The organism is Actinokineospora sp. NPDC004072 (assembly GCF_053604195.1).
In genome coordinates, this window is the sequence record NZ_JBSGHB010000015.1 from 20,523 (window position 1) to 37,281 (window position 16,759).

Annotated in this window: 17 protein-coding genes; 6 read left to right on the forward strand and 11 right to left on the reverse strand. The window is 73.9% G+C overall.

The window, feature by feature from the left end; translation table 11 throughout:
* Positions 1–4 precede the first annotated feature (4 nt).
* The 3 genes from ACWEPX_RS22935 to ACWEPX_RS22945 are packed head-to-tail and all read left to right on the forward strand — an operon-like array spanning position 5 to position 3,251.
* Complete coding sequence (locus ACWEPX_RS22935) at positions 5–2,335, forward strand: nitrate- and nitrite sensing domain-containing protein (RefSeq protein WP_451899266.1); 2,331 nt, start codon at positions 5–7, stop codon at positions 2,333–2,335.
* Positions 2,332–2,775, forward strand: a complete 444-nt coding sequence (locus tag ACWEPX_RS22940) for a roadblock/LC7 domain-containing protein (protein ID WP_451899267.1) — start codon at positions 2,332–2,334, stop codon at positions 2,773–2,775. The genes ACWEPX_RS22935 and ACWEPX_RS22940 overlap by 4 nt, the downstream gene beginning before the upstream one ends.
* 2 nt (positions 2,776–2,777) lie before the next feature.
* A complete protein-coding gene (locus tag ACWEPX_RS22945) occupies positions 2,778–3,251 on the forward strand; it encodes a DUF742 domain-containing protein (RefSeq protein WP_451899268.1) in 474 nt (157 codons plus the stop codon).
* A 102-nt stretch (positions 3,252–3,353) separates the two neighbouring features.
* On the opposite strand, the gene ACWEPX_RS22950 is transcribed toward ACWEPX_RS22945, so the two are convergent.
* The 4 genes from ACWEPX_RS22950 to ACWEPX_RS22965 all read right to left on the reverse strand — a co-directional run bounded on the left by ACWEPX_RS22950 (position 3,354) and on the right by ACWEPX_RS22965 (position 7,673).
* On the reverse strand, positions 3,354–4,313 hold the full coding sequence (locus ACWEPX_RS22950; RefSeq protein WP_451899269.1) for a PfkB family carbohydrate kinase: 960 nt from the start codon (positions 4,311–4,313) through the stop codon (positions 3,354–3,356).
* 16 nt (positions 4,314–4,329) lie between these two features.
* Positions 4,330–5,217: an SDR family oxidoreductase gene (locus ACWEPX_RS22955; RefSeq protein ID WP_451899402.1), complete on the reverse strand. Its 888-nt coding sequence runs from the start codon at positions 5,215–5,217 to the stop codon at positions 4,330–4,332.
* Between the two features lie 106 nt (positions 5,218–5,323).
* A complete protein-coding gene (locus tag ACWEPX_RS22960; RefSeq protein ID WP_451899270.1) occupies positions 5,324–6,808 on the reverse strand; it encodes an FAD-dependent oxidoreductase in 1,485 nt (494 codons plus the stop codon).
* Positions 6,809–6,836: 28 nt separating this feature from the next.
* A complete protein-coding gene (locus ACWEPX_RS22965) occupies positions 6,837–7,673 on the reverse strand; it encodes an oxygenase MpaB family protein (protein WP_451899271.1) in 837 nt (278 codons plus the stop codon).
* 55 nt (positions 7,674–7,728) lie between these two features.
* Between ACWEPX_RS22965 and ACWEPX_RS22970 the strand changes: the two genes are divergently transcribed.
* From ACWEPX_RS22970 to ACWEPX_RS22980, 3 genes are all read left to right on the forward strand, one after another.
* Positions 7,729–8,370 (forward strand): TetR/AcrR family transcriptional regulator, encoded by a 642-nt coding sequence (locus ACWEPX_RS22970; protein WP_451899272.1) that lies wholly within the window; start codon positions 7,729–7,731, stop codon positions 8,368–8,370.
* Positions 8,371–8,458: 88 nt separating this feature from the next.
* Complete coding sequence (locus tag ACWEPX_RS22975) at positions 8,459–9,898, forward strand: amino acid permease (RefSeq protein WP_451899403.1); 1,440 nt, start codon at positions 8,459–8,461, stop codon at positions 9,896–9,898.
* A 54-nt stretch (positions 9,899–9,952) separates the two neighbouring features.
* Positions 9,953–10,351 (forward strand): ChaB family protein, encoded by a 399-nt coding sequence (locus ACWEPX_RS22980; RefSeq protein WP_451899273.1) that lies wholly within the window; start codon positions 9,953–9,955, stop codon positions 10,349–10,351.
* Between the two features lie 61 nt (positions 10,352–10,412).
* Here the strand turns inward: ACWEPX_RS22980 and ACWEPX_RS22985 are convergent, their stop codons facing one another.
* The 7 genes from ACWEPX_RS22985 to ACWEPX_RS23015 form a co-directional block, all read right to left on the reverse strand.
* Positions 10,413–10,562 carry a hypothetical protein gene (locus ACWEPX_RS22985; RefSeq protein ID WP_451899274.1) on the reverse strand — a complete coding sequence of 50 codons (150 nt, stop codon included), beginning with the start codon at positions 10,560–10,562 and terminating at the stop codon, positions 10,413–10,415.
* A 62-nt stretch (positions 10,563–10,624) separates the two neighbouring features.
* A complete protein-coding gene (locus ACWEPX_RS22990; RefSeq protein ID WP_451899275.1) occupies positions 10,625–11,659 on the reverse strand; it encodes a DNA topoisomerase IB in 1,035 nt (344 codons plus the stop codon).
* A 12-nt stretch (positions 11,660–11,671) separates the two neighbouring features.
* A complete protein-coding gene (locus tag ACWEPX_RS22995) occupies positions 11,672–11,848 on the reverse strand; it encodes a hypothetical protein (RefSeq protein ID WP_451899276.1) in 177 nt (58 codons plus the stop codon).
* A gap of 4 nt (positions 11,849–11,852) precedes the next feature.
* Complete coding sequence (locus ACWEPX_RS23000; protein WP_451899277.1) at positions 11,853–12,902, reverse strand: baeRF2 domain-containing protein; 1,050 nt, start codon at positions 12,900–12,902, stop codon at positions 11,853–11,855.
* Complete coding sequence (locus ACWEPX_RS23005; RefSeq protein ID WP_451899278.1) at positions 12,889–13,431, reverse strand: D-glycero-alpha-D-manno-heptose-1,7-bisphosphate 7-phosphatase; 543 nt, start codon at positions 13,429–13,431, stop codon at positions 12,889–12,891. Before ACWEPX_RS23005 ends, ACWEPX_RS23000 begins: the two co-directional genes overlap by 14 nt.
* A gap of 68 nt (positions 13,432–13,499) precedes the next feature.
* The gene (locus tag ACWEPX_RS23010; RefSeq protein WP_451899279.1) at positions 13,500–15,476 is read right to left on the reverse strand and encodes a CocE/NonD family hydrolase; all 1,977 of its coding nucleotides are present in this window, start codon (positions 15,474–15,476) and stop codon (positions 13,500–13,502) included.
* Complete coding sequence (locus ACWEPX_RS23015; RefSeq protein WP_451899280.1) at positions 15,476–16,720, reverse strand: ATP-grasp domain-containing protein; 1,245 nt, start codon at positions 16,718–16,720, stop codon at positions 15,476–15,478. The genes ACWEPX_RS23010 and ACWEPX_RS23015 overlap by 1 nt, the downstream gene beginning before the upstream one ends.
* Positions 16,721–16,759: the final 39 nt, after the last annotated feature.

The window sequence follows — 16,759 nt, forward strand, 5'->3', positions numbered from 1 at the left end:
CAGGATGACCGTGGCGCAGCGCGGTAAAGATCAACAATTGCGCGGGCTGACGCTGGCCGCGGTGCTGGACTGGCGCAATTGGCGGCTGCCGGTGAAACTCGCCGCCGTCCTCTTCGTCCCCGTCGTGGTCGCCTTGGCCGCGGGCGCGCTGCAAATCCAGAGCTACGTTTCGCGGTCGGCCGGATACGCGCAGATGCGCGATCTGGTCGCGGTGCGCGAGGCGCTGGTCCCGCTGATCGACAGCGTGCAGCGGGAGCGGACCCTGGTCGCCCGCGGCATGGCCGAGCCCACCGCCTACCAGGAGCAGGGCCGCGCCACCGAGTTCCTGCGCGTGCGGCTGGTCGAGCTGCGCACGGCGACCACCGGGTTCGGCGAGGTGTCGGCCACCCGCTTCGACGAGGCCGTCGAGCAGCTGGCCCCGCTGGCCGACGTGCGCGCCCGCGTCGCGCGCGAGGGCGAGACCTCGCTCATCACCTACAGCATCGCGATCAAGGCGCTGCTCGACTTCGACCAGGCGCTGGTCAGCCAGCTCGGCGATCCGCTGCTGTCGGGCACGGCGACCGCGCTGCACCACATCGAGGTCGCCCGCGAGCAGGTGGCCGTGCAGCAGGCGGTCGTGCTGGCCGGGATCGGGCGCGGGGACCTGGCCAGCGCCGACCAGCGCACCCTGGCCGAGTCGGTGCTGCGGATGACCGACCGGCTCAGCGACTTCCAGGCGGTGGCGACGCCGCAGCAGCGCAGGCACTTCACCCTGCGGATGGAGTCCCCCGACGTCGCGCTGCGCGACCGGCTGGTGCAGTCCGCGCTGAACACCAGCGGCAGGCTGCTGATCCAGCCCGCCCAGTGGAACCGCAGCTCGGAGCTGACCGCGCAGCGGCTCACCGAGGTCGGCGCGACCCTGGCCGCCGAGCTGCGCGGCACGGCCGACCGGCTGCAGGACCAGACCAGCGACCGGGCCGGGCTGGCCTCGGTGGTGCTGCTGGGCATGATCTTCGCCGCCGGGGCGATCGGGTGGGTCGTGGGCAGGCAGCTGCTGCGGTCGCTGAACGCGCTGCGCAGCGCGGCGCTGGAGGTGGCCGACCACCGGCTGCCCGCCGTCGTCGCCGCGATCCGGGCCAACGCCGCGCCGGACACCGAGATCGAGCCGGTGCCGGTCCGCACCGGCGACGAGCTGGGCGAGCTGGCCCGCGCCTTCGACAAGGTGCACCGGCAGGCCGTGCACTCGGCGACCGAGCAGGCCGAGCTGCGCTCGGACATGCGCAGCATCTTCGTCAACCTGTCCCGCCGCAGCCAGGGCCTCGTCGAGCGCCAGCTCAAGCTGATGGAGGAACTGGAGCGCAAGGAGGAGGACCCCGACCAGCTCGCCAACCTGTTCAAGCTCGACCACCTCGCCACGCGCATGCGGCGCAACAACGAGAACCTGATGGTCCTGTCGGGCACCGAGGTGTCGCGCCGGTTCACCAAGCCCGTCCCGCTGGTCAACGTGCTGCGGGCGGCGGTGTCGGAGATCGAGCAGTACCAGCGCGTCGTGGTGCACCCCGCCCCGCCGGTGGAGATCGTCGGGTACGCCGCGGGCGACCTGGTGCACCTGGTGGCCGAGCTGCTGGACAACGCGACGGCGTTCTCCCCGCCGCGCACGCAGGTCGTCGTCGGGGCCCGGGCCCGCGGCGACGGCGGGGTGCTGGTGGAGATCGTCGACGAGGGCATCGGCATGGCGGGCGCCGAGCTGGCCGCGGTGAACCGCAGGCTGGCCGAGGACGCCCCGGCCGAGCTGCCGGTGTCGCGGCAGCTCGGCCTGTACGTGGTGGCGCGGCTCGCGGCGCGGCAGGGCTTGCGCGTCCAGCTGCGCCCGGTGGAGGGCAAGGACGGCCTGCGGGCGGCGGTGCTCGTGCCGCCCGACCTCGTCCGCGCCCGCACGGCGACCCCCGTGCCCGCCGCCCCGGCCCCCAGCAGGGCCGCCGCGGCGCTGCCCCGGAAGCCGAGCACCCCCGGCCCGGTCAGCGCGGCCGGGCTGCCCCGGCGGATCGCGCCCAAGCCCGCGCTGCCACCGGTGCCGACCACGCCCAACGCGGGCGGCGCGGACGCGCTGCCGCGGCGGACGGCGGGCTCGGAGCTGGCGGGCACGCCGCTGGGGTCCGCCGCCGCCCCGGGCGAGTCGGCCTGGTTCGCCGGGGAGCTGCCGAAGCGCACGGCGGCGCCGCCCGGCTTCGGCGCCCCGCCGCCCACCGGTCCCCGCAGGCGCGACCCGGAGCGCATCCGCGGCTTCCTGTCCAGTTACCAGTCGGGGGCGCGCCGCGGCGCGCCCGAGGCCAACCAGCGGAATGAGCAGCCATGAGCACAACGTCGACGCGGCAGGTGGACCAGTTCGGGTGGCTGGTCGCCAACTTCACCGACCGGGTGCCCGGGGTCGCGCACGCCATCGTGATCTCGGTGGACGGGCTGCTGCTCACCACGTCCACCCGGCTGCCCAGGGAGCGGGCCGACCAGCTCGCGGCGATCGCGGCCGGGGTGAACAGCCTCACCGACGGCGCGTCCCGCTGCTTCGGCGGCGACCGGGTGCTGCGCACGATCGTCGAGATGGACGGCGGCATCCTGCTGCTGATGTCCATCCGGGACGGTTCCTGCCTGGCCGTGCTGGCCGCCCCGAGCTGCGACGTCGGCCAGGTCGCCTACGAGATGAACGTGCTGGTCGACCAGGTCGGCCAGATCCTCACCCCGGAGCTGCGCGCCGAGCTGCGCGGATCGCGGCCTGCCGCCGCGGCGAACACGCCCTGAGCATGGACCCGGACGACGAGCGCGACGGGTTCGCCGCCCTCCTCAACGGCTTCACCCTCGACACCGGCCGCCGCCGCAGGCGCGAGAAGCCCCCGGAGCAGCCGCGCCGCCCCGCCCCGCGCCCGGAACCGGCCGACGACGGCCCCGAGATCGTCCGCGCCTACGCCTGGACGGCAGGCCGCACCCGCTCCGACGCCCACCTGGAGCTGGAGTCCCTGGTGTCGACGGCGGACATCCCGCCCCGCCTCCTCGCCCAGCTCCCCGCCGAACACCACACGATCGTGGAACTCTGCCGCCGCACCCGCTCGGTCGCCGAGGTCGCCGCCCTCCTGTCCCTCCCCCTCGGCGTCGTCAAGGTCCTCCTCGGCGACCTGGCAGGCCGCGGCCTCATCGCCATCCACACCACCGGCACCGCGGGCGGCGCGCCCGACCTGGGGCTGATGGAACGGGTGCTGAGCGGCCTGCGGAGGCTGTGACAAGCCTCAGGCCAGGCACCAGCGGCCTAACCCGGTGACGAGCGCCCATCGACGTTTGCTCCCCCGCGTCGCTCCGCCCGGGAAGCTCCCCGAAGCGTCCGCTCACGCTGGGCGGGTGCCGGTGGCCTGGCCCAGGGAGGGGCGGCCGCCGATGTGGCCGACGGTCGCGCCTGCGGCGTCGGCAGCGGTGCGGGCGGCGGACTCCGGGGGATCGCCTCGGGTCAGGGCGACGGTGAGGGCGGCCACGAGGGCGTCGCCTGCGCCGGTGGTGTCGACGGTGGGGTCGCTGGTGTAGGGGATGAAGGTGTGGCCCTCGGGCCAGGCGAAGAGGTCGCCTGCGGCGTGGACGGCCAGGGCGACCAGCGAGGGGCCTTGGTGGAGGAGGTCGTGGGCGGCGTGCAGGGCGGTGTCGACCGAGTCCATCCGGGTGCCGGTGAGCAGGGCGGCTTCGCGGGTGTCGGCGCGGACCACGTCGGCGAGGGACAGCAGCTCCGCGCGGTCGGCGGCGGGCGGGGCGCCGTCGAGGACGACGCGGCGGCCCGCGGCCTTGGCGATGCGCGCGGCGGTGAGGGCGGCGGGCTGCTGGAGCTGGACAATCACCGACGACGCCGCGACCAGGGTGCCGCGGGCGTGCTCGACCTCCTCGGCGGTCAGCTCGGTGCCCGCCATGTCCTCCAGGTAGCGCCAGCCGCCCTGGTCGTCGACGATGTTGACGATCAAGGCCGAGCGGCCGGGGCGGTGGACCACGCACACCACGTCGATGTGGTCGGCGCGGGCCTGGGCGAGCAGGCCCGCGCCCACCTCGTCGTCGCCGACCACGCCGAGCAGGGCCACCGAGGCGCCCAGCTGGGCGCAGGCCACCGCCTGGTTGGCGCCCTTGCCGCCGAGGATCTCCCGGCGCTCCCGCACCGCGGTGGACGAGTGGCTGCCCGGCATGGCCTCGACCAGCAGGACGATGTCGCGGGCGATCTGGCCGACGACCACGATGTCCAGCTCGCCGCCGAATCCGGCCAGGTAGCGTTCCCGGCAGATCCTCGCCTGTCGCCGAGCCGTCGCGGTCATGGTCCCCACCCCGTCCTCAGGTTAGGAGGCGACCCCCGGTCACCGCCAGGGTCTCCCCGGTGATGTACCCGGATTCCGGCGAGGCGAGGAAGACGTAGGCCGGGGCCAGCTCGGCGGGCTGGGCCGCGCGGCCCATCGGGGTCTGCGCGCCGAACTCGGCCACCTTCTCCTCCGGCATGGTCGCCGGGATCAGCGGCGTCCACACCGGGCCGGGCGCGACCGCGTTGACCCGGATGCCGCGGGAGATCAGGTCGGCCGACAGGCTCTGCGTCGCATTGAGGATCGCGGCCTTGGTCGCGGCGTAGTCCATCAGCTCCGGGGAGGGCTCGCGGGCCTGGATCGAGGTGCTGTTGACGATCGTGGAGCCCGGCGGCATGTGCGGCACCGCGGCCCGGCACAGCCAGAACAGCGCGTACAGGTTGGTCTTGAACACCCGGTCCATCTGCTCGGTCGGCAGCTCAGCGACGCCCTTGCCGGACATCTGGTAACCGGCGTTGTTGACCAGGATGTCGAGGCCGCCCAGCTCCGCGACGGCGCGCTCGACCAGCTCGTCGCAGTGGGCCTCCTCGCGGATGTCGCCGCGCACCATGACCGCCTTGCGCCCGGCCTGCTTGACCAGGTCGGCGGTCACGGCGGCGTCGGCGTCCTCCTCCAGGTAGGAGATCACCACGTCGGCGCCCTCGCGGGCGAAGGCGAGCGCGACCGCGCGGCCGATGCCGGAGTCCGCGCCGGTGATCAGCGCCTTGCGCCCGCGCAGCCGGTCGGCCCCGCGGTAGGTGCGCTCGCCGTGGTCGGGCTCGGGCTGCATGCCCTCGGTGCTGCCCGGGGCCTTCTGCTGCTGCGGGCCCTGCGCGTCCGGCGTCGGGTACTGGGTGCGGGGGTCCTGGAAGGTGAACTGGTCCATCGTGTCCTCTACGTGGTTCGGCAGCTCCACTGTGGACTGCCAGGGCGGCGTCGTCCCCTAGGCGTTCCCCGGCGCGGCCCCGGCCAACCAGGACGCACCCGTCCGGTCACGGCGCGCGCCGCTCCAGCGGCTTGGTCGCGGGCCCCTCCAACACCGCGCCGTCGACGTCGAAGCGCGAGCCGTGGCAGGGGCAGTCCCAGCTGTGCTCTGCGGTGTTGAACCGCACGACGCACCCCAGGTGCGTGCAGGTCAGGCCCACGGCGTGCAGCTCGCCGTCGGCGTCGCGGTAGACGCCGGTCTTGCCGAAGCCGTCGCGGCGCACGCACGCCTGGCCGGGGGCCAGCTCGTCGAGGTTGGTCGTGCCGGTGGGCGCGAGGTGGTCGGTGACGAGGTCGACGCCGACCTTGGCGTTGATCCTGGCCAGCGCGGGCACCCCGCTGATGGGCAGCCGGTGCGGGGAGAACAGGTCGGTGGTCTCGCGGCCGAGCACGAGGTCGGCCAGCAGCGAGCCCGCGTAGGAGCCGGTGGACAGCCCCCACTTGGCGAACCCGGTGGCCACGTAGAGCCCGCGCAGGCCCGGCCGGTAGGTGCCGATCATGGGCAGCCGGTCGAACGGCACCGGGTCCTGGGCGGACCAGCGGTGGGTCACCTGGGCGATGTCCCAGTGCTCGCGCGCGAACGCCTCCAGCGCCAGGTAGCGGGCCGCGGAGTCGCCGCGCTCGGCCACGTGGTGGCCCTGCCCGCCGACGATGAGCCGCTCCCCCGCCGAGCTGATCGACCAGCCCCCGCCGATGGCCATGCTGGCGGGCGGGCGGCCGCTGGCCAGGGTCGCGGCGACGCAGTAGGAGCGGGTGGGTTCGAGGCGGGCGAAGTACAGGCCGCGGTCGAGGATCGGGTAGTGCGTGGCGACGATGACCTGGCCCGCACGCAGGTCGCCGTGCTCGGTGCGCACGGTCGCGGGGTCGCCCTCGCGGACCTGGTGCACCCGGCTCTGCTCGAAGACCCGGCTGCCGTCGCCGTCGACCATCCGGGCCAGCCCGATGGCGTAGCGCAGCGGGTGGATGCGGAGCTGGTCGTCCAGCCGGACGGCGGCGTGCACGGGGAACGGCAGGTCCGGGTCCGGGTCGGCGACCACCGGCAGCCCGGCGCGGGCGGCGGCGGCCAGCTCGGCCTCCACCGATTCCACGTCCTCGGGCCGCAGGGCGATGGTGTGGGCGGGCCTGCGCTCGACCTCGCAGTCGATCTCCTGGGCCAGCTCGGCGACCAGCTCCACGCCCGCGACGCTGGCCTTGGCGTACCCGGCGGCGGCCTCCTCGCCGTGCTTGCGCTCCAGGTCGGAGTAGACGGTTTCCTGCAGCGCGGTCACCTTGGCGGTGTTGTTGCCGGTGACCCCGCGGCCCACCTGGCCCGCCTCGACCACCGCGACCCGCAGGCCCGCGCGCTTGAGCAGCAGCGCCGCCGTCAGCCCGGCGATCCCGCCGCCGACGACGGCCGCGTCGAAGGTGGTGTCGGTGAAGTCGGCGCAGGTGGGGAACAGCGTCGGCGATACGCCGTCCAGCCACAGCGACTGCCGGGCGGTGGTGGTCTGCATGCCGGACAGGTACCCGCAGGTCGCGCCGTCAAACCGTGATCGACCAGCGCCCCTGCTCGGCCAGCCGGAGGTTGGCGCGGGCGCGGCCGAACCACCGCAGCCGCCGCGGCAGCCGGGGCCAGACCGCCCGGACCACGGCGGCCACCGCGGCCAGCCTGCGCTCCTGCCGGTCGGTCCAGGCCAGGCCCAGGATGTCGCGGGCGCGCGGGGGCAGCAGGCCGACCGACAGCCACGCGCCGAAGCGCACCACCGGGTCGCGGACCAGCGCCCACACCGGCCCGGGCACGAACCGGGGCGCGGGGATGCGGGCGTTCACCATGTCGATGGCGAAGTCGGTGGTGGCGTTGGCCTCCAGCTCCTCGGCCAGCATCCGGTCCCAGTAGGCGGCGAAGTCGGCGTAGTTGTCCACGACCGGGCGCATGGACAGGCCGTAGCGCTGCCACCAGGTCACCCCCTCGGCGACGAGCTGGTCCTTCTCGGCGGGGGTGAGCGGGGTGCCGAAGCGCTCGTTGACCGCGATGATCCCCTCGATGAAGGTGGCGTGGGTCCACCAGAACACGTCCGGGTTGAGCGCGTGGTAGCGGCGGCCCCGGGAATCCGTCCCGGCCAGCCGCGTGTGGTAGCCGCGCACGAGCGCGCCGGTGCCGGAGCCGGGCGGGTCGTAGACGACGCCGAGGATCGGCGGGATCGAGCGGAGCAGCCGGTCCAGCGGGTTGGCGAAGAAGTCGGAGTGGTCCTGCAGCGCCGCGCCCACGGCCGGGTGCATGTTCTGGAGGGTGCCGATGCGGCCGAGGCAGAGCAGGCCGCGGGTGTCGCCGAGCAGGCGCCAGGTCAGCGAGCCGGGGCCGAGCGGAGCCGCGTTCATGCACAACAGTGCAACACGTCGTGTCGATCTGTTGCAAGCGGCTAGGCTGGCAGCCGTGGAGAACCCGCTCGCGTCCCTGCTCGCGCCGCCCGCCGACCCGGCGGACGTGCGCATCCTGGAGGCGGCGGTCGCGCAGTTCGCGCTCATCGGCATCCGCCGCACCAGCGCCGACGACATCGCCCGCCGCTCCGGGGTCAACCGCACGACCCTGTACCGGCGGATGGGCACCAAGGAGCAGATCGTCCGCGCGGCCATGGCCCACGAGGTGCGCAAGGTGCTCGCCGAGATCGAGACCGGGCTGGCCGACATCGACGACCCGCTGGAGCGGCAGCTGCACGGCTTCTGCGTCACCGTCACCGCGCTGCGCGCCAACCCGCTGCTGCGGCAGCTGCTGGCCGTGGACCGGGACGAGACGCTGGTGTGGCTGACCCTGGACGCCGCCGCGGCCATCGAGATCGCCACCGCGCACGTGCTGGTCACCGTCACCGAGCTGCGGCGGTCGCTCGGCCTGCCGGACGACCCGCCCGCCGAGGTCGTCGCCGCGACGATCGTGCGGCTGGTGCACTCGCTGGTGCTCACCCAGGACGGGCCGCCGCGGCTGGCCGACGAGCGGGCGCTGCGGGCCTTCGCCGAGACCGTGCTGCGCCCGCTCATCGGGGTCCGCCTTGACACCACCGCGCGCCGGGCGGATCAATAGGGGTCGGCGTCGGCACGGGGAGGCCCCGGTGAACGAGGACGAGCGGCGGCTGCACGAGCTGGGCTACGCCCAGGAGCTGTCCCGCTCGATGTCGGGGTTCGCCAACTTCGCGGTGTCCTTCACGATCATCTCGGTGCTTTCCGGCTGCCTGACCCTCTACGGGTTCGGCATGAACACCGGCGGGCCCGCGCTGATCATCTGGGGCTGGCCCCTGGTCGGGCTGATGACGCTGCTGGTCGGCCTGGCGATGGCCGAGGTCTGCTCCAGCTACCCCACCGCGGGCGGGCTCTACTACTGGGCGGCCAAGCTGGCCCCGCGCGGCGGCGCGGCCTGGTCGTGGTTCACCGGCTGGTTCAACCTGCTCGGCCAGGTCGCGGTCACCGCGGGCATCGACTTCGGCGCGGCGTCGTTCATCAACGCCTTCCTCGCGCTGCAGTTCGGGATCGCCGCCACCCCCGGGAACACCATCCTGATCTTCGGCGTCGTGCTGGCGGTGCACGGGCTGCTCAACACCTTCGGGGTGCGGCTGGTCGCCCTGCTCAACAAGGTCAGCGTGTGGTGGCACCTGCTGGGCGTGGCCGTCATCGTGGTCGCGCTGGTCGTCGTGCCCGAGCGGCACCAGCCCGCGGGGTTCGTCTTCGGCGAGTTCGTCAACAACACCGGGTGGTCGTCGGCGTTCTACGTCGGGCTGCTGGGCCTGCTGCTGGCCCAGTACACCTTCACCGGCTACGACGCATCGGCGCACATGACCGAGGAGACCCGCGGCGCGGCCCGCTCCGGCCCGCGCGGGATCGTCCTGTCGATCGCGGTGTCGCTGGTGGCGGGCTGGATCCTGCTGCTGGGCATCACCTTCGCCATCCAGGACTACGACGGCGCGCTGGCCAGCGGCACCGGCGTGCCGCCAGCGCAGATCTTCATCGACGCGCTGGGCGCCACCGGCGGGAAGCTGCTGCTGCTCATCGCCATCGGCGCGCAGCTGTTCTGCGGCATGGCGTCGGTGACGGCCAACTCGCGCATGATCTACGCCTTCTCCCGCGACGGCGCGCTGCCCGCGTCGGCGTTCTGGCACCGGATCAACAAGCGCACGCGCACCCCCACCAACGCCGTCTGGCTGGCCGCGGGCGGGGCGTTCGCCCTCGGCCTGCCCTACCTGTGGAACGAGACGGCCTACGCCGCGGTCACCTCGATCGCGGTCATCGGGCTCTACATCGCCTATGTGCTACCGACCCTGCTGCGCCTGCGCCGCGGCGACCGGTTCGAGCCAGGGCCGTGGACGCTGGGCCGGTGGAGCAGGCCGGTCGGGATCGCCGCGGTGGGCTGGGTCGGATTCATCACCGTGCTGTTCATGCTGCCGCAGGTGAGCCCGGTGACCGCCGAGACGTTCAACTACACCCCGGTCGCGGTGCTCGTGGTCCTCGGGTTCGCCGGGGTCTGGTGGCTGGTGTCGGCCCGGCGCTGGTTCACCGGGCCGAAGGTCGAGGGCACCCCGGAGGAGCTGGCGGCGATCGAGCGGGAGCTGGAGCTGTAGTTTCACCCGCCCGCGCCGGGGGCACCCACCGGGTGACACGTGAGGAGGTCGGTCATGCCCGCGCGCGAGGAGATGCCCAGCACGCTGCGCCGCTCGTCGAAGAAGGCCCAGCGGACCTGGGGGAAGGCCCACGATTCGGCGGTCGAGAGCTACGGCGAGGGCGAGCGCGCCCACCGCACGGCGTTCGCCGCGCTCAAGCACACCCACGAGAAGGTCGGCGACCACTGGGAGGCCAAGGACGACGCCGGGCCGTCCGACGCCCAGGCCGCCCGCGGCGCCTCGGCCCGCCGCGGGGACACCGCGGGCGGCGTGGACGCCAACGCCAGCAAGAAGCACCTGTACGAGCTGGCCCAGCGGATGGAGATCCCCGGCCGCTCGTCGATGAACAAGTCCGAGCTGGTCGACGCCCTGCAGAAGGCGAACCGCAAGGAGACCGCCAAGGCCCGCCGCTGAAAGCACGCACACGGCCGCTGCTCGCAACCTTCCGCGGGCAGCGGCCGCGCGTGCGCAGGCGCTACTCGCGCCCGCGGATGATGGTCGGCTCGTAGTCCTCGTCCTCGGGCGGAGCCGGGACGGTCCAGGTCGCGGCCCGCCCGCCGATGAGGTCCACGTCCTCGTCCGAAGGGGACCGGGGGATGGGGACCAAATCGAGTTCCTGAGTCATCGCAACCTCCTTGCCACCACTGGGCATACCCCGCTCGCCTGGCCGGAAACCACCGCGGGGCCTCAGTCCCCCAACAGCTTCAGCACGGCCCGCTCGACCTTCTGGCGGGTGGCTTCGTCGGTCAGGTCGTCGCCGGTGCGCTCCAGCGTGCGGCGGATGGTGCGGCCGTCGGCGAAGGCGTCGACGACGCGGGCGTCCACGTAGGACTTGCGCGCGATCGCCCTGGTGTTGCCCAGGTCGTCGGCCACCAGGTCCATCACCGCGGCGTCGACCCGCTTGCGGGCGCGCTGGGAGGTCGGCGCCTCGGCCTTGGCGAAGCCGATGGCGGCCACGACCGTCGCGTGCCAGGTGCGCAGGTCCTTGACCGTGTAGTCCGGGGCGGTCAGCTCCTTGAACCGCTCGTTGATCTCCCCGGAGCGGATCTCGTGCCAGCGCCCGCGGCCCTCGCGGTAGACCAGCAGCCGGTCGCTGCCCGTGCGGGCGCGCTTGAGCGAGCGCACCAACGTGGACAGTTCCGGGTCGGTCAGGCTGACGTCGCGCTGCAGCCCGCTCTTGGCCGGGTAGTTGAAGACCAGCAGCCCGCCGCGCTTGAGCGCCACGTGCTCGCGCAGCAGCGTCGCCACGCCGTGGCTGCCGTTCTCGTCGGCGTACTCCTCGCCGCCGGTGCGGAAGACGCCGCGGTCGAGCATCCGCAGCGCGCCGCCGAGCACCCGGCGGCCGGTGAGCCCGGCAGAGGACAGGTCGTCGTGGATGGCCGCGCGGAACTTGGGCAGCAGCGCGGCCAGCTCCTGCACGCGCTCGTGCTTGGCCTCGTCGCGCTCCTGGCGCCACTGCTCGTGGTAGAGGTACTGGCGCCTGCCCGCGTCATCGGTGCCGACGGCCTGGATGTGGCCGGTCGGGTAGGGGCAGATCCACACGTCCGTCCACGCGGGCGGGATCGCCAGCTTGCGGACGCGCTCGGCGTCCTCGGGGGCCAGCGGCGCCCCGGTGGCGTCGAGGAACCGCCAGCCCCGGCCGTGCCGCCGTCGGCTGAACCCGGGTTTGGACGGATCGCTGCGCCGCACACCCGCGGTGTACCCGGGATCGGCGTCGGCCACGCGCGCGGCGGATCACGGTGAGCGCTGGTCCCTGCGGTCCGCGCCGGACTGCTTCATCGCCCCGCCGCAGAGGAAGACGAGGGAGACCGCGAGGGTCACCGCCCACGTCTGCCCGGCCTGCGCGGGGGCCAGCACCGCCAGCGCGGCGTGCACCAGGGCCGTCACCGCGAGCCGGTCGCGGAAGGCCATGACCTCACCCGTACCGGCGCAGGACGCCCACGCCGTCGCGCAGGTCGATCTCCGGCCCGACGACGCGCACCCGGGCGGCGACGGCCAGCGCGGCCGCGGGCAGGCACTCGTCCAGCCTGCACTCGACCTGGCCGGGCTCCGGGGAGCCGAGGCCGATCAGCTCCGGCGAGCCCGGGGTCGTCCAGGCCGTGCCCTCGATGTCCGGGCGCATGAGCAGCAGCTCGGCGTTGCCCGCGGCCAGCGCCGCCACCACGTCGGGCAGCCCGTCCACCGAGCGCACGCCCGTCTGCGAGCGGAAGTGGTCGAGGTCGGCGAGGTGGTCGGCGGCGTCGATCTCGGCGAGCGCGCGGGCCACCTCCGCCTCCAGCTTGCGCTCGTCGGCGCCCGCGGCGCGGCTGCCCGCGTCGAGCTCGACCGGGTGCAGCGACTCCGGCAGCTCCGCGCACAGCGCGGCCCGCGACTGGACCTCGCCCGCCACGGCGACCAGGCGGGCGCCCGCGCCGCGCGCGACGTCGACGGCGGCCTCGGCCGCGGTGCGCATCGTCTTGCGGATTGTCTCCTCCACCCGCCGCTGCATCGACAGGTGCGACCACCCGCCGCCCGGGATCTTGTGCACCGGGTGGTCCTCGCCGTGCACGGTGTCCTCGGTGGTGCCGTCGGGGGTGACGACGCGGTAGTCCATGCCCGTGCTGTCCACGACGAGCACGACGTGCGGCGGGGCCTGGCCCGCGGCCAGCGCGGGCAGCAGGTACGGCAGCGCGCCGTAGCGGCTCTGCGGCTGGTCCGGCGGCGCGGGCAGCACCTGGTCGAACCGCACCCCGGTGCGGTCGGCGACCATCAGCCGCCCGGCGCGGCCCTGCGGGGGCGCGGCCTCGGTCCAGGCGCGCTCCAGGTGCGCGATCGCCTCCTCGTCGGCGCCCGCGTCGGCCAGCCCCGCGGCCGCCGCGCGCCAGCGCTGGCGCGCGAGGTCGATGGCGTCCTCGGTGTCGTGGCTGGCGTCGAGCAGCACGGTCGCGAACGGGCCGGGCTCGCGGACGAGGTCAGCTTGCGACATGGCGGTCTCCTTCCGGGGTGCGCAGCGCGAGCCGCACGGCGTCGATGAGCGTCGGCGCGACCAGCGGGGCCGCGTCGACCTCGGCGGTCAGCGTCCGCGGGGTGGGCACCAGCACCGACCGCGCCCCCGCGGCGGCCGCGGCCACCACGTCGGCCCCGATGTCGCCGATCACGACGACGTCGGCGGGGTCGACGGCCAGCTCGACGCACGCGGAGAGGATCAGCCCGGGCTGGGGCTTGCGGCACACGCACTCGTCATCGGGCCCGTGCGGGCACCACTGCCAGGTGCCGAAGGGCCCCAGCAGCGCGTCGACGCGGGCGTTGACCGCCTCGACCTGGGCCGGGGTCAGCAGGCCCCGGGCCACGCCGGACTGGTTGGACACCACCCCGGTGCGCAGGCCGAGCCGCCGCACCTCGTCCAGCGCGGCGCGCGCGGACGGCATGGGGCGGACCAGCGCCGGGTCCCCGTTGTACGGGACGTCGTGCACCAGGGTTCCGTCGCGGTCGAACAGCACCGCCGCAGTACGCATGCCCCGGGCGTACCCGCTGCTCTGCGCCCTTACCCTTCCGGGGGGTTGCCGATGGGGAATGCCGCAGGTCAGAGGTGGTCGCGGGGGAAGCTGTGCCGCCAGTCCTCGGAGTACACCCGGTCGTCGCCCTCGTAGGCGTCGAGGTGGGCGTGCAGCACGAACTCCGTGGCGGTGCAGGTGAGCTTCTGCCTGGTCTGCACCCGCACCGACCAGTCGCCGCGGCGGAAGGTCATGGTCCAGTCGGTTTCGCCGGTGGCGGAGGTGAAGTCGTTGGCCGTCCACCCGTACCGCTCCCGGACGTGCTTGCCGACCTCCATCCCGGAGTCGGCGAACCGCACGAAACCGTTGTCCTTGAGCACATCGAGGCTGCTGCGGTAGTCGGCGAGGTCGCGGCTGACGCGCCAGTGGTAGGCGGGCGGGGTCAGCTGCTCGGTCTCCGGCGGCTCGGCCCCATCGGGCGGGGCGAGCAGGGCGGGCGCGGTGCCGCCCTCGGTGCGCACCGGCAACAGGAGAGCGCTCTCCCCCGTCTGGACCGTCACCGCGGCGGCCTCTGGTGGCGGCCAGGCCAGCGGCCAGTACGAACTCGACAACGACAGCCGGATCCGGTGCCCGGCCGGGAACGTCTGCGCCACCCCGTTGAGGGCGATCTCCACGTGGTAGACCTCGCCGGGTTCCACCGGTGTCGGGTCGTCGTGGCCGTCGCGGTGGGTGAGGTTGAGCAGGCCGTAGCTGACCCGGGTCGCAGCGCCGTCCGGCGCGACGTCGGACAACCGGGCGGCGACCATCGCCACCGGGCGGTCGGCCGAGACCGCCAGCCGCACGACCGGCGCGCCCAGGATCTCGCACCGCTGCGCCAGCGGCCCGGTCTCGAACACCAGCGCGCCGCCGTCCTCCTCCCGCTGGTCGTAGGGCAGGTCGGGCGGGGCGTTGTAGGAGCACCACTTGCCCGCGAACTGCCCCAGGCTCAGCGGCGAGGAGATGGTCAGCGCGGCGTCTTCCGAGCGCCCGATGCGGTGCGGGGCCAGCGGCCACACCGCGGTCTCCACCTGCGGCGACGGCCAGGCGGGCTCGGCCACCCAGCGGCCGGGGCGCTCCTGGTAGCTGGTGGAGGGCGGGACGCTGTCCTGCATCCACGTCTGGAGCACCGGTTCGGCGTCCACGCCGTTGTCCCGGCCCAGCAGCCACCGGTCCAGCCAGCGGACCACCTCCTGCAGGTAGCCGACGGCGGGGCCGGGCTGGCCCAGGTGCGGGTACTTGTGCGACCACGGCCCGATGAGCCCCCGGCGGGGCACGTCCAGCGAGGCCATCAGCCGCAGCACGGCGTTGGAGTAGCCGTCGGCCCAGCCGGACGCGGCGAACACCGGCACCTGGACCGCCGAGTAGTCCTCGCAGATGGAGGCGTGCCGCCAGTAGGCGTCGCGGCGCTGGTGGGACAGCCAGCGGGCGGCCCACGGCCCGGCCGCGGCCAGGCGCTCGAACCACATTTTCCGCCAGCGGTCGCCGACCCCGGCCGGGTCGGGCGGGCACGTGCTGTAGGCGAACATCGTGCCGGACTCGGCGAGGTTGTCCGAGAGCAGGCAGCCGCCCATGTAGTGCATGTCGTCGGCGTAGCGGTCGTCGGTGAAGGAGGCGATGCACAGCGCCCGCAGGCTCGGCGGCTTGCGCGCGGCCACCTGCAGCGCGGCGAACGCGCCCCAGGAGATGCCCAGCATCGCCGTCTGCCCGTCGCACCACGGCTGCTCGGCCAGCCAGGCGAGCACGTCCTCGGCGTCGCGCTGCTCGCTTTCGAGGTACTCGTCGGTCAGCACCCCGCCCGAGTCGCCGGAGCCGCGGATGTCCACGCGCACGCCCGCATACCCGTGGGCTGCGAGGTAGGGGTGGTTGATCCCGTCGCGCACGGAGGTCAGGTCGCCCTTGCGGTACGGGATGTACTCCAGCACGGCGGGCACCGGCCCGGCCGAGCGCGGCCGCCAGATGCGGGCGGCCAGCTCGATGCCGTCGGAGACCGGGATGACCGTGTCGGTGGCGGTCACCTCGTAGCGCATCACACCTCCTCGACCCGGAAGTCCAGGGCGGCCACCGTCCGCTCGTACTTGGCCACCAGGTCGGCTTCATCCGCGGCCCCGACGGTGATCTTGGCGAGCAGCCTGCTGTAGCTGTCGTCGGTGGCCAGCCGCTCCCCCGGCTGCGCCTGCCAGCGCACCTGCACCCCGGGTTCGAGTTCCCCGGCGGCCAGCGAGCCGGTGAGCACGCCGTCGGAGAAGTGCCGCAGGTACCACAGCGCCGAGATGCCGTACTCACCGCCGCCTGCGGGCGCGGCCGGGTCCTCGCCCAGCGCGACGGCCAGCATGCGGTGGTGGTTGGGGATGCCGTCCACCTGCCGGAACAGCTCGGCGTGCGACTGCGAGTGCCGCGGGTTGATCTCCAGCAGCCATACCCGGTCGGTGGCCGGGTCGCAGAAGAACTCCACGCTGAAGGTGGCGGGCGAGAGTCCGATGTGCTCGATCACCCGCTTGGCCACCTCGGCCAGCCGCCGCTGGGTCGACTCGGGGAGCTGCGAGGGGTACTGGTGGCGCAGGAAGCTGGAAACCCCGTCGTACACCAGGGAATCCAGCACGCCGTAGATGACCGCCTCGCCGTTGACGCAGTAGCCCTCGACGGCCGCCCGCGCCCCGGACATCGCCGCCTCGGCCAGGCACACCTGCCCGCCCGCCTCGGCGATCTCGGCGGGCAGGTCCGCCTGGGCGAGCAGCCGCTCGAACGGCTCGCCGATGCGGTCGATGCCGTCGGCGATCGCGGTGCGCGCCTTGGTGAACTCGGCGTCGTCGGTCACCTCGAAGGCCAGGTCGGACGAGAACGACTTCACCGGCTTGAGCCAGAACGGGTAGGCCACCGACTCCGGGGGCTCCGGGTCCTCGGGGCGCACCAGCGCGAACGGCGGGTACTCGGTGATGACCTCGGCCTGCACGAGCCTGCTCCAGTACTTGTGCTCGCACTTGAGCACGGCCTCCAGCGGCGCGCCGCGGACGTTGAACCGCTGCTGCAGGATCGGGAGCATCGTGCTGACCGGGAAGTCCCAGTAGCCGACGATCGCGTCGATGGGGCCGTCGAAGGCCGACAAGGTCTCCGTCGCCTCGGCGAGCAGGTCGTCGACCGGGATGTCGCCGACTTGGAGCTGCTCGTGGGTGAGCAGCCCGTGGAACTCGTAGCGGTCCGCATCGGGCACCTGGCGCAGCAGCTCCAGGTTCTCCTCATCCAGTCCCAGCACGAACACCGTCGCCGAACGCACATGACCTCCTGGGGTAGGGTTCACGATCGACGTACCCCA

Excerpts from the sequence above, each read along its gene's own strand:
- ACWEPX_RS22935 (WP_451899266.1), top strand. The coding sequence starts at position 5 with ATGACCGTGGCGCAGCGCGGTAAAGATCAACAATTGCGCGGGCTGACG.
- ACWEPX_RS22940 (WP_451899267.1), top strand. The coding sequence starts at position 2,332 with ATGAGCACAACGTCGACGCGGCAGGTGGACCAGTTCGGGTGGCTGGTC.
- ACWEPX_RS22945 (WP_451899268.1), top strand. The coding sequence starts at position 2,778 with ATGGACCCGGACGACGAGCGCGACGGGTTCGCCGCCCTCCTCAACGGC.
- ACWEPX_RS22950 (WP_451899269.1), bottom strand. The coding sequence starts at position 4,313 with ATGACCGCGACGGCTCGGCGACAGGCGAGGATCTGCCGGGAACGCTAC.
- ACWEPX_RS22955 (WP_451899402.1), bottom strand. The coding sequence starts at position 5,217 with ATGGACCAGTTCACCTTCCAGGACCCCCGCACCCAGTACCCGACGCCG.
- ACWEPX_RS22960 (WP_451899270.1), bottom strand. The coding sequence starts at position 6,808 with ATGCAGACCACCACCGCCCGGCAGTCGCTGTGGCTGGACGGCGTATCG.
- ACWEPX_RS22965 (WP_451899271.1), bottom strand. The coding sequence starts at position 7,673 with ATGAACGCGGCTCCGCTCGGCCCCGGCTCGCTGACCTGGCGCCTGCTC.
- ACWEPX_RS22975 (WP_451899403.1), top strand. The coding sequence starts at position 8,459 with ATGTCGGGGTTCGCCAACTTCGCGGTGTCCTTCACGATCATCTCGGTG.
- ACWEPX_RS22980 (WP_451899273.1), top strand. The coding sequence starts at position 9,953 with ATGCCCGCGCGCGAGGAGATGCCCAGCACGCTGCGCCGCTCGTCGAAG.
- ACWEPX_RS22985 (WP_451899274.1), bottom strand. The coding sequence starts at position 10,562 with ATGACTCAGGAACTCGATTTGGTCCCCATCCCCCGGTCCCCTTCGGAC.
- ACWEPX_RS22995 (WP_451899276.1), bottom strand. The coding sequence starts at position 11,848 with ATGGCCTTCCGCGACCGGCTCGCGGTGACGGCCCTGGTGCACGCCGCG.
- ACWEPX_RS23000 (WP_451899277.1), bottom strand. The coding sequence starts at position 12,902 with ATGTCGCAAGCTGACCTCGTCCGCGAGCCCGGCCCGTTCGCGACCGTG.
- ACWEPX_RS23005 (WP_451899278.1), bottom strand. The coding sequence starts at position 13,431 with ATGCGTACTGCGGCGGTGCTGTTCGACCGCGACGGAACCCTGGTGCAC.
- ACWEPX_RS23010 (WP_451899279.1), bottom strand. The coding sequence starts at position 15,476 with ATGCGCTACGAGGTGACCGCCACCGACACGGTCATCCCGGTCTCCGAC.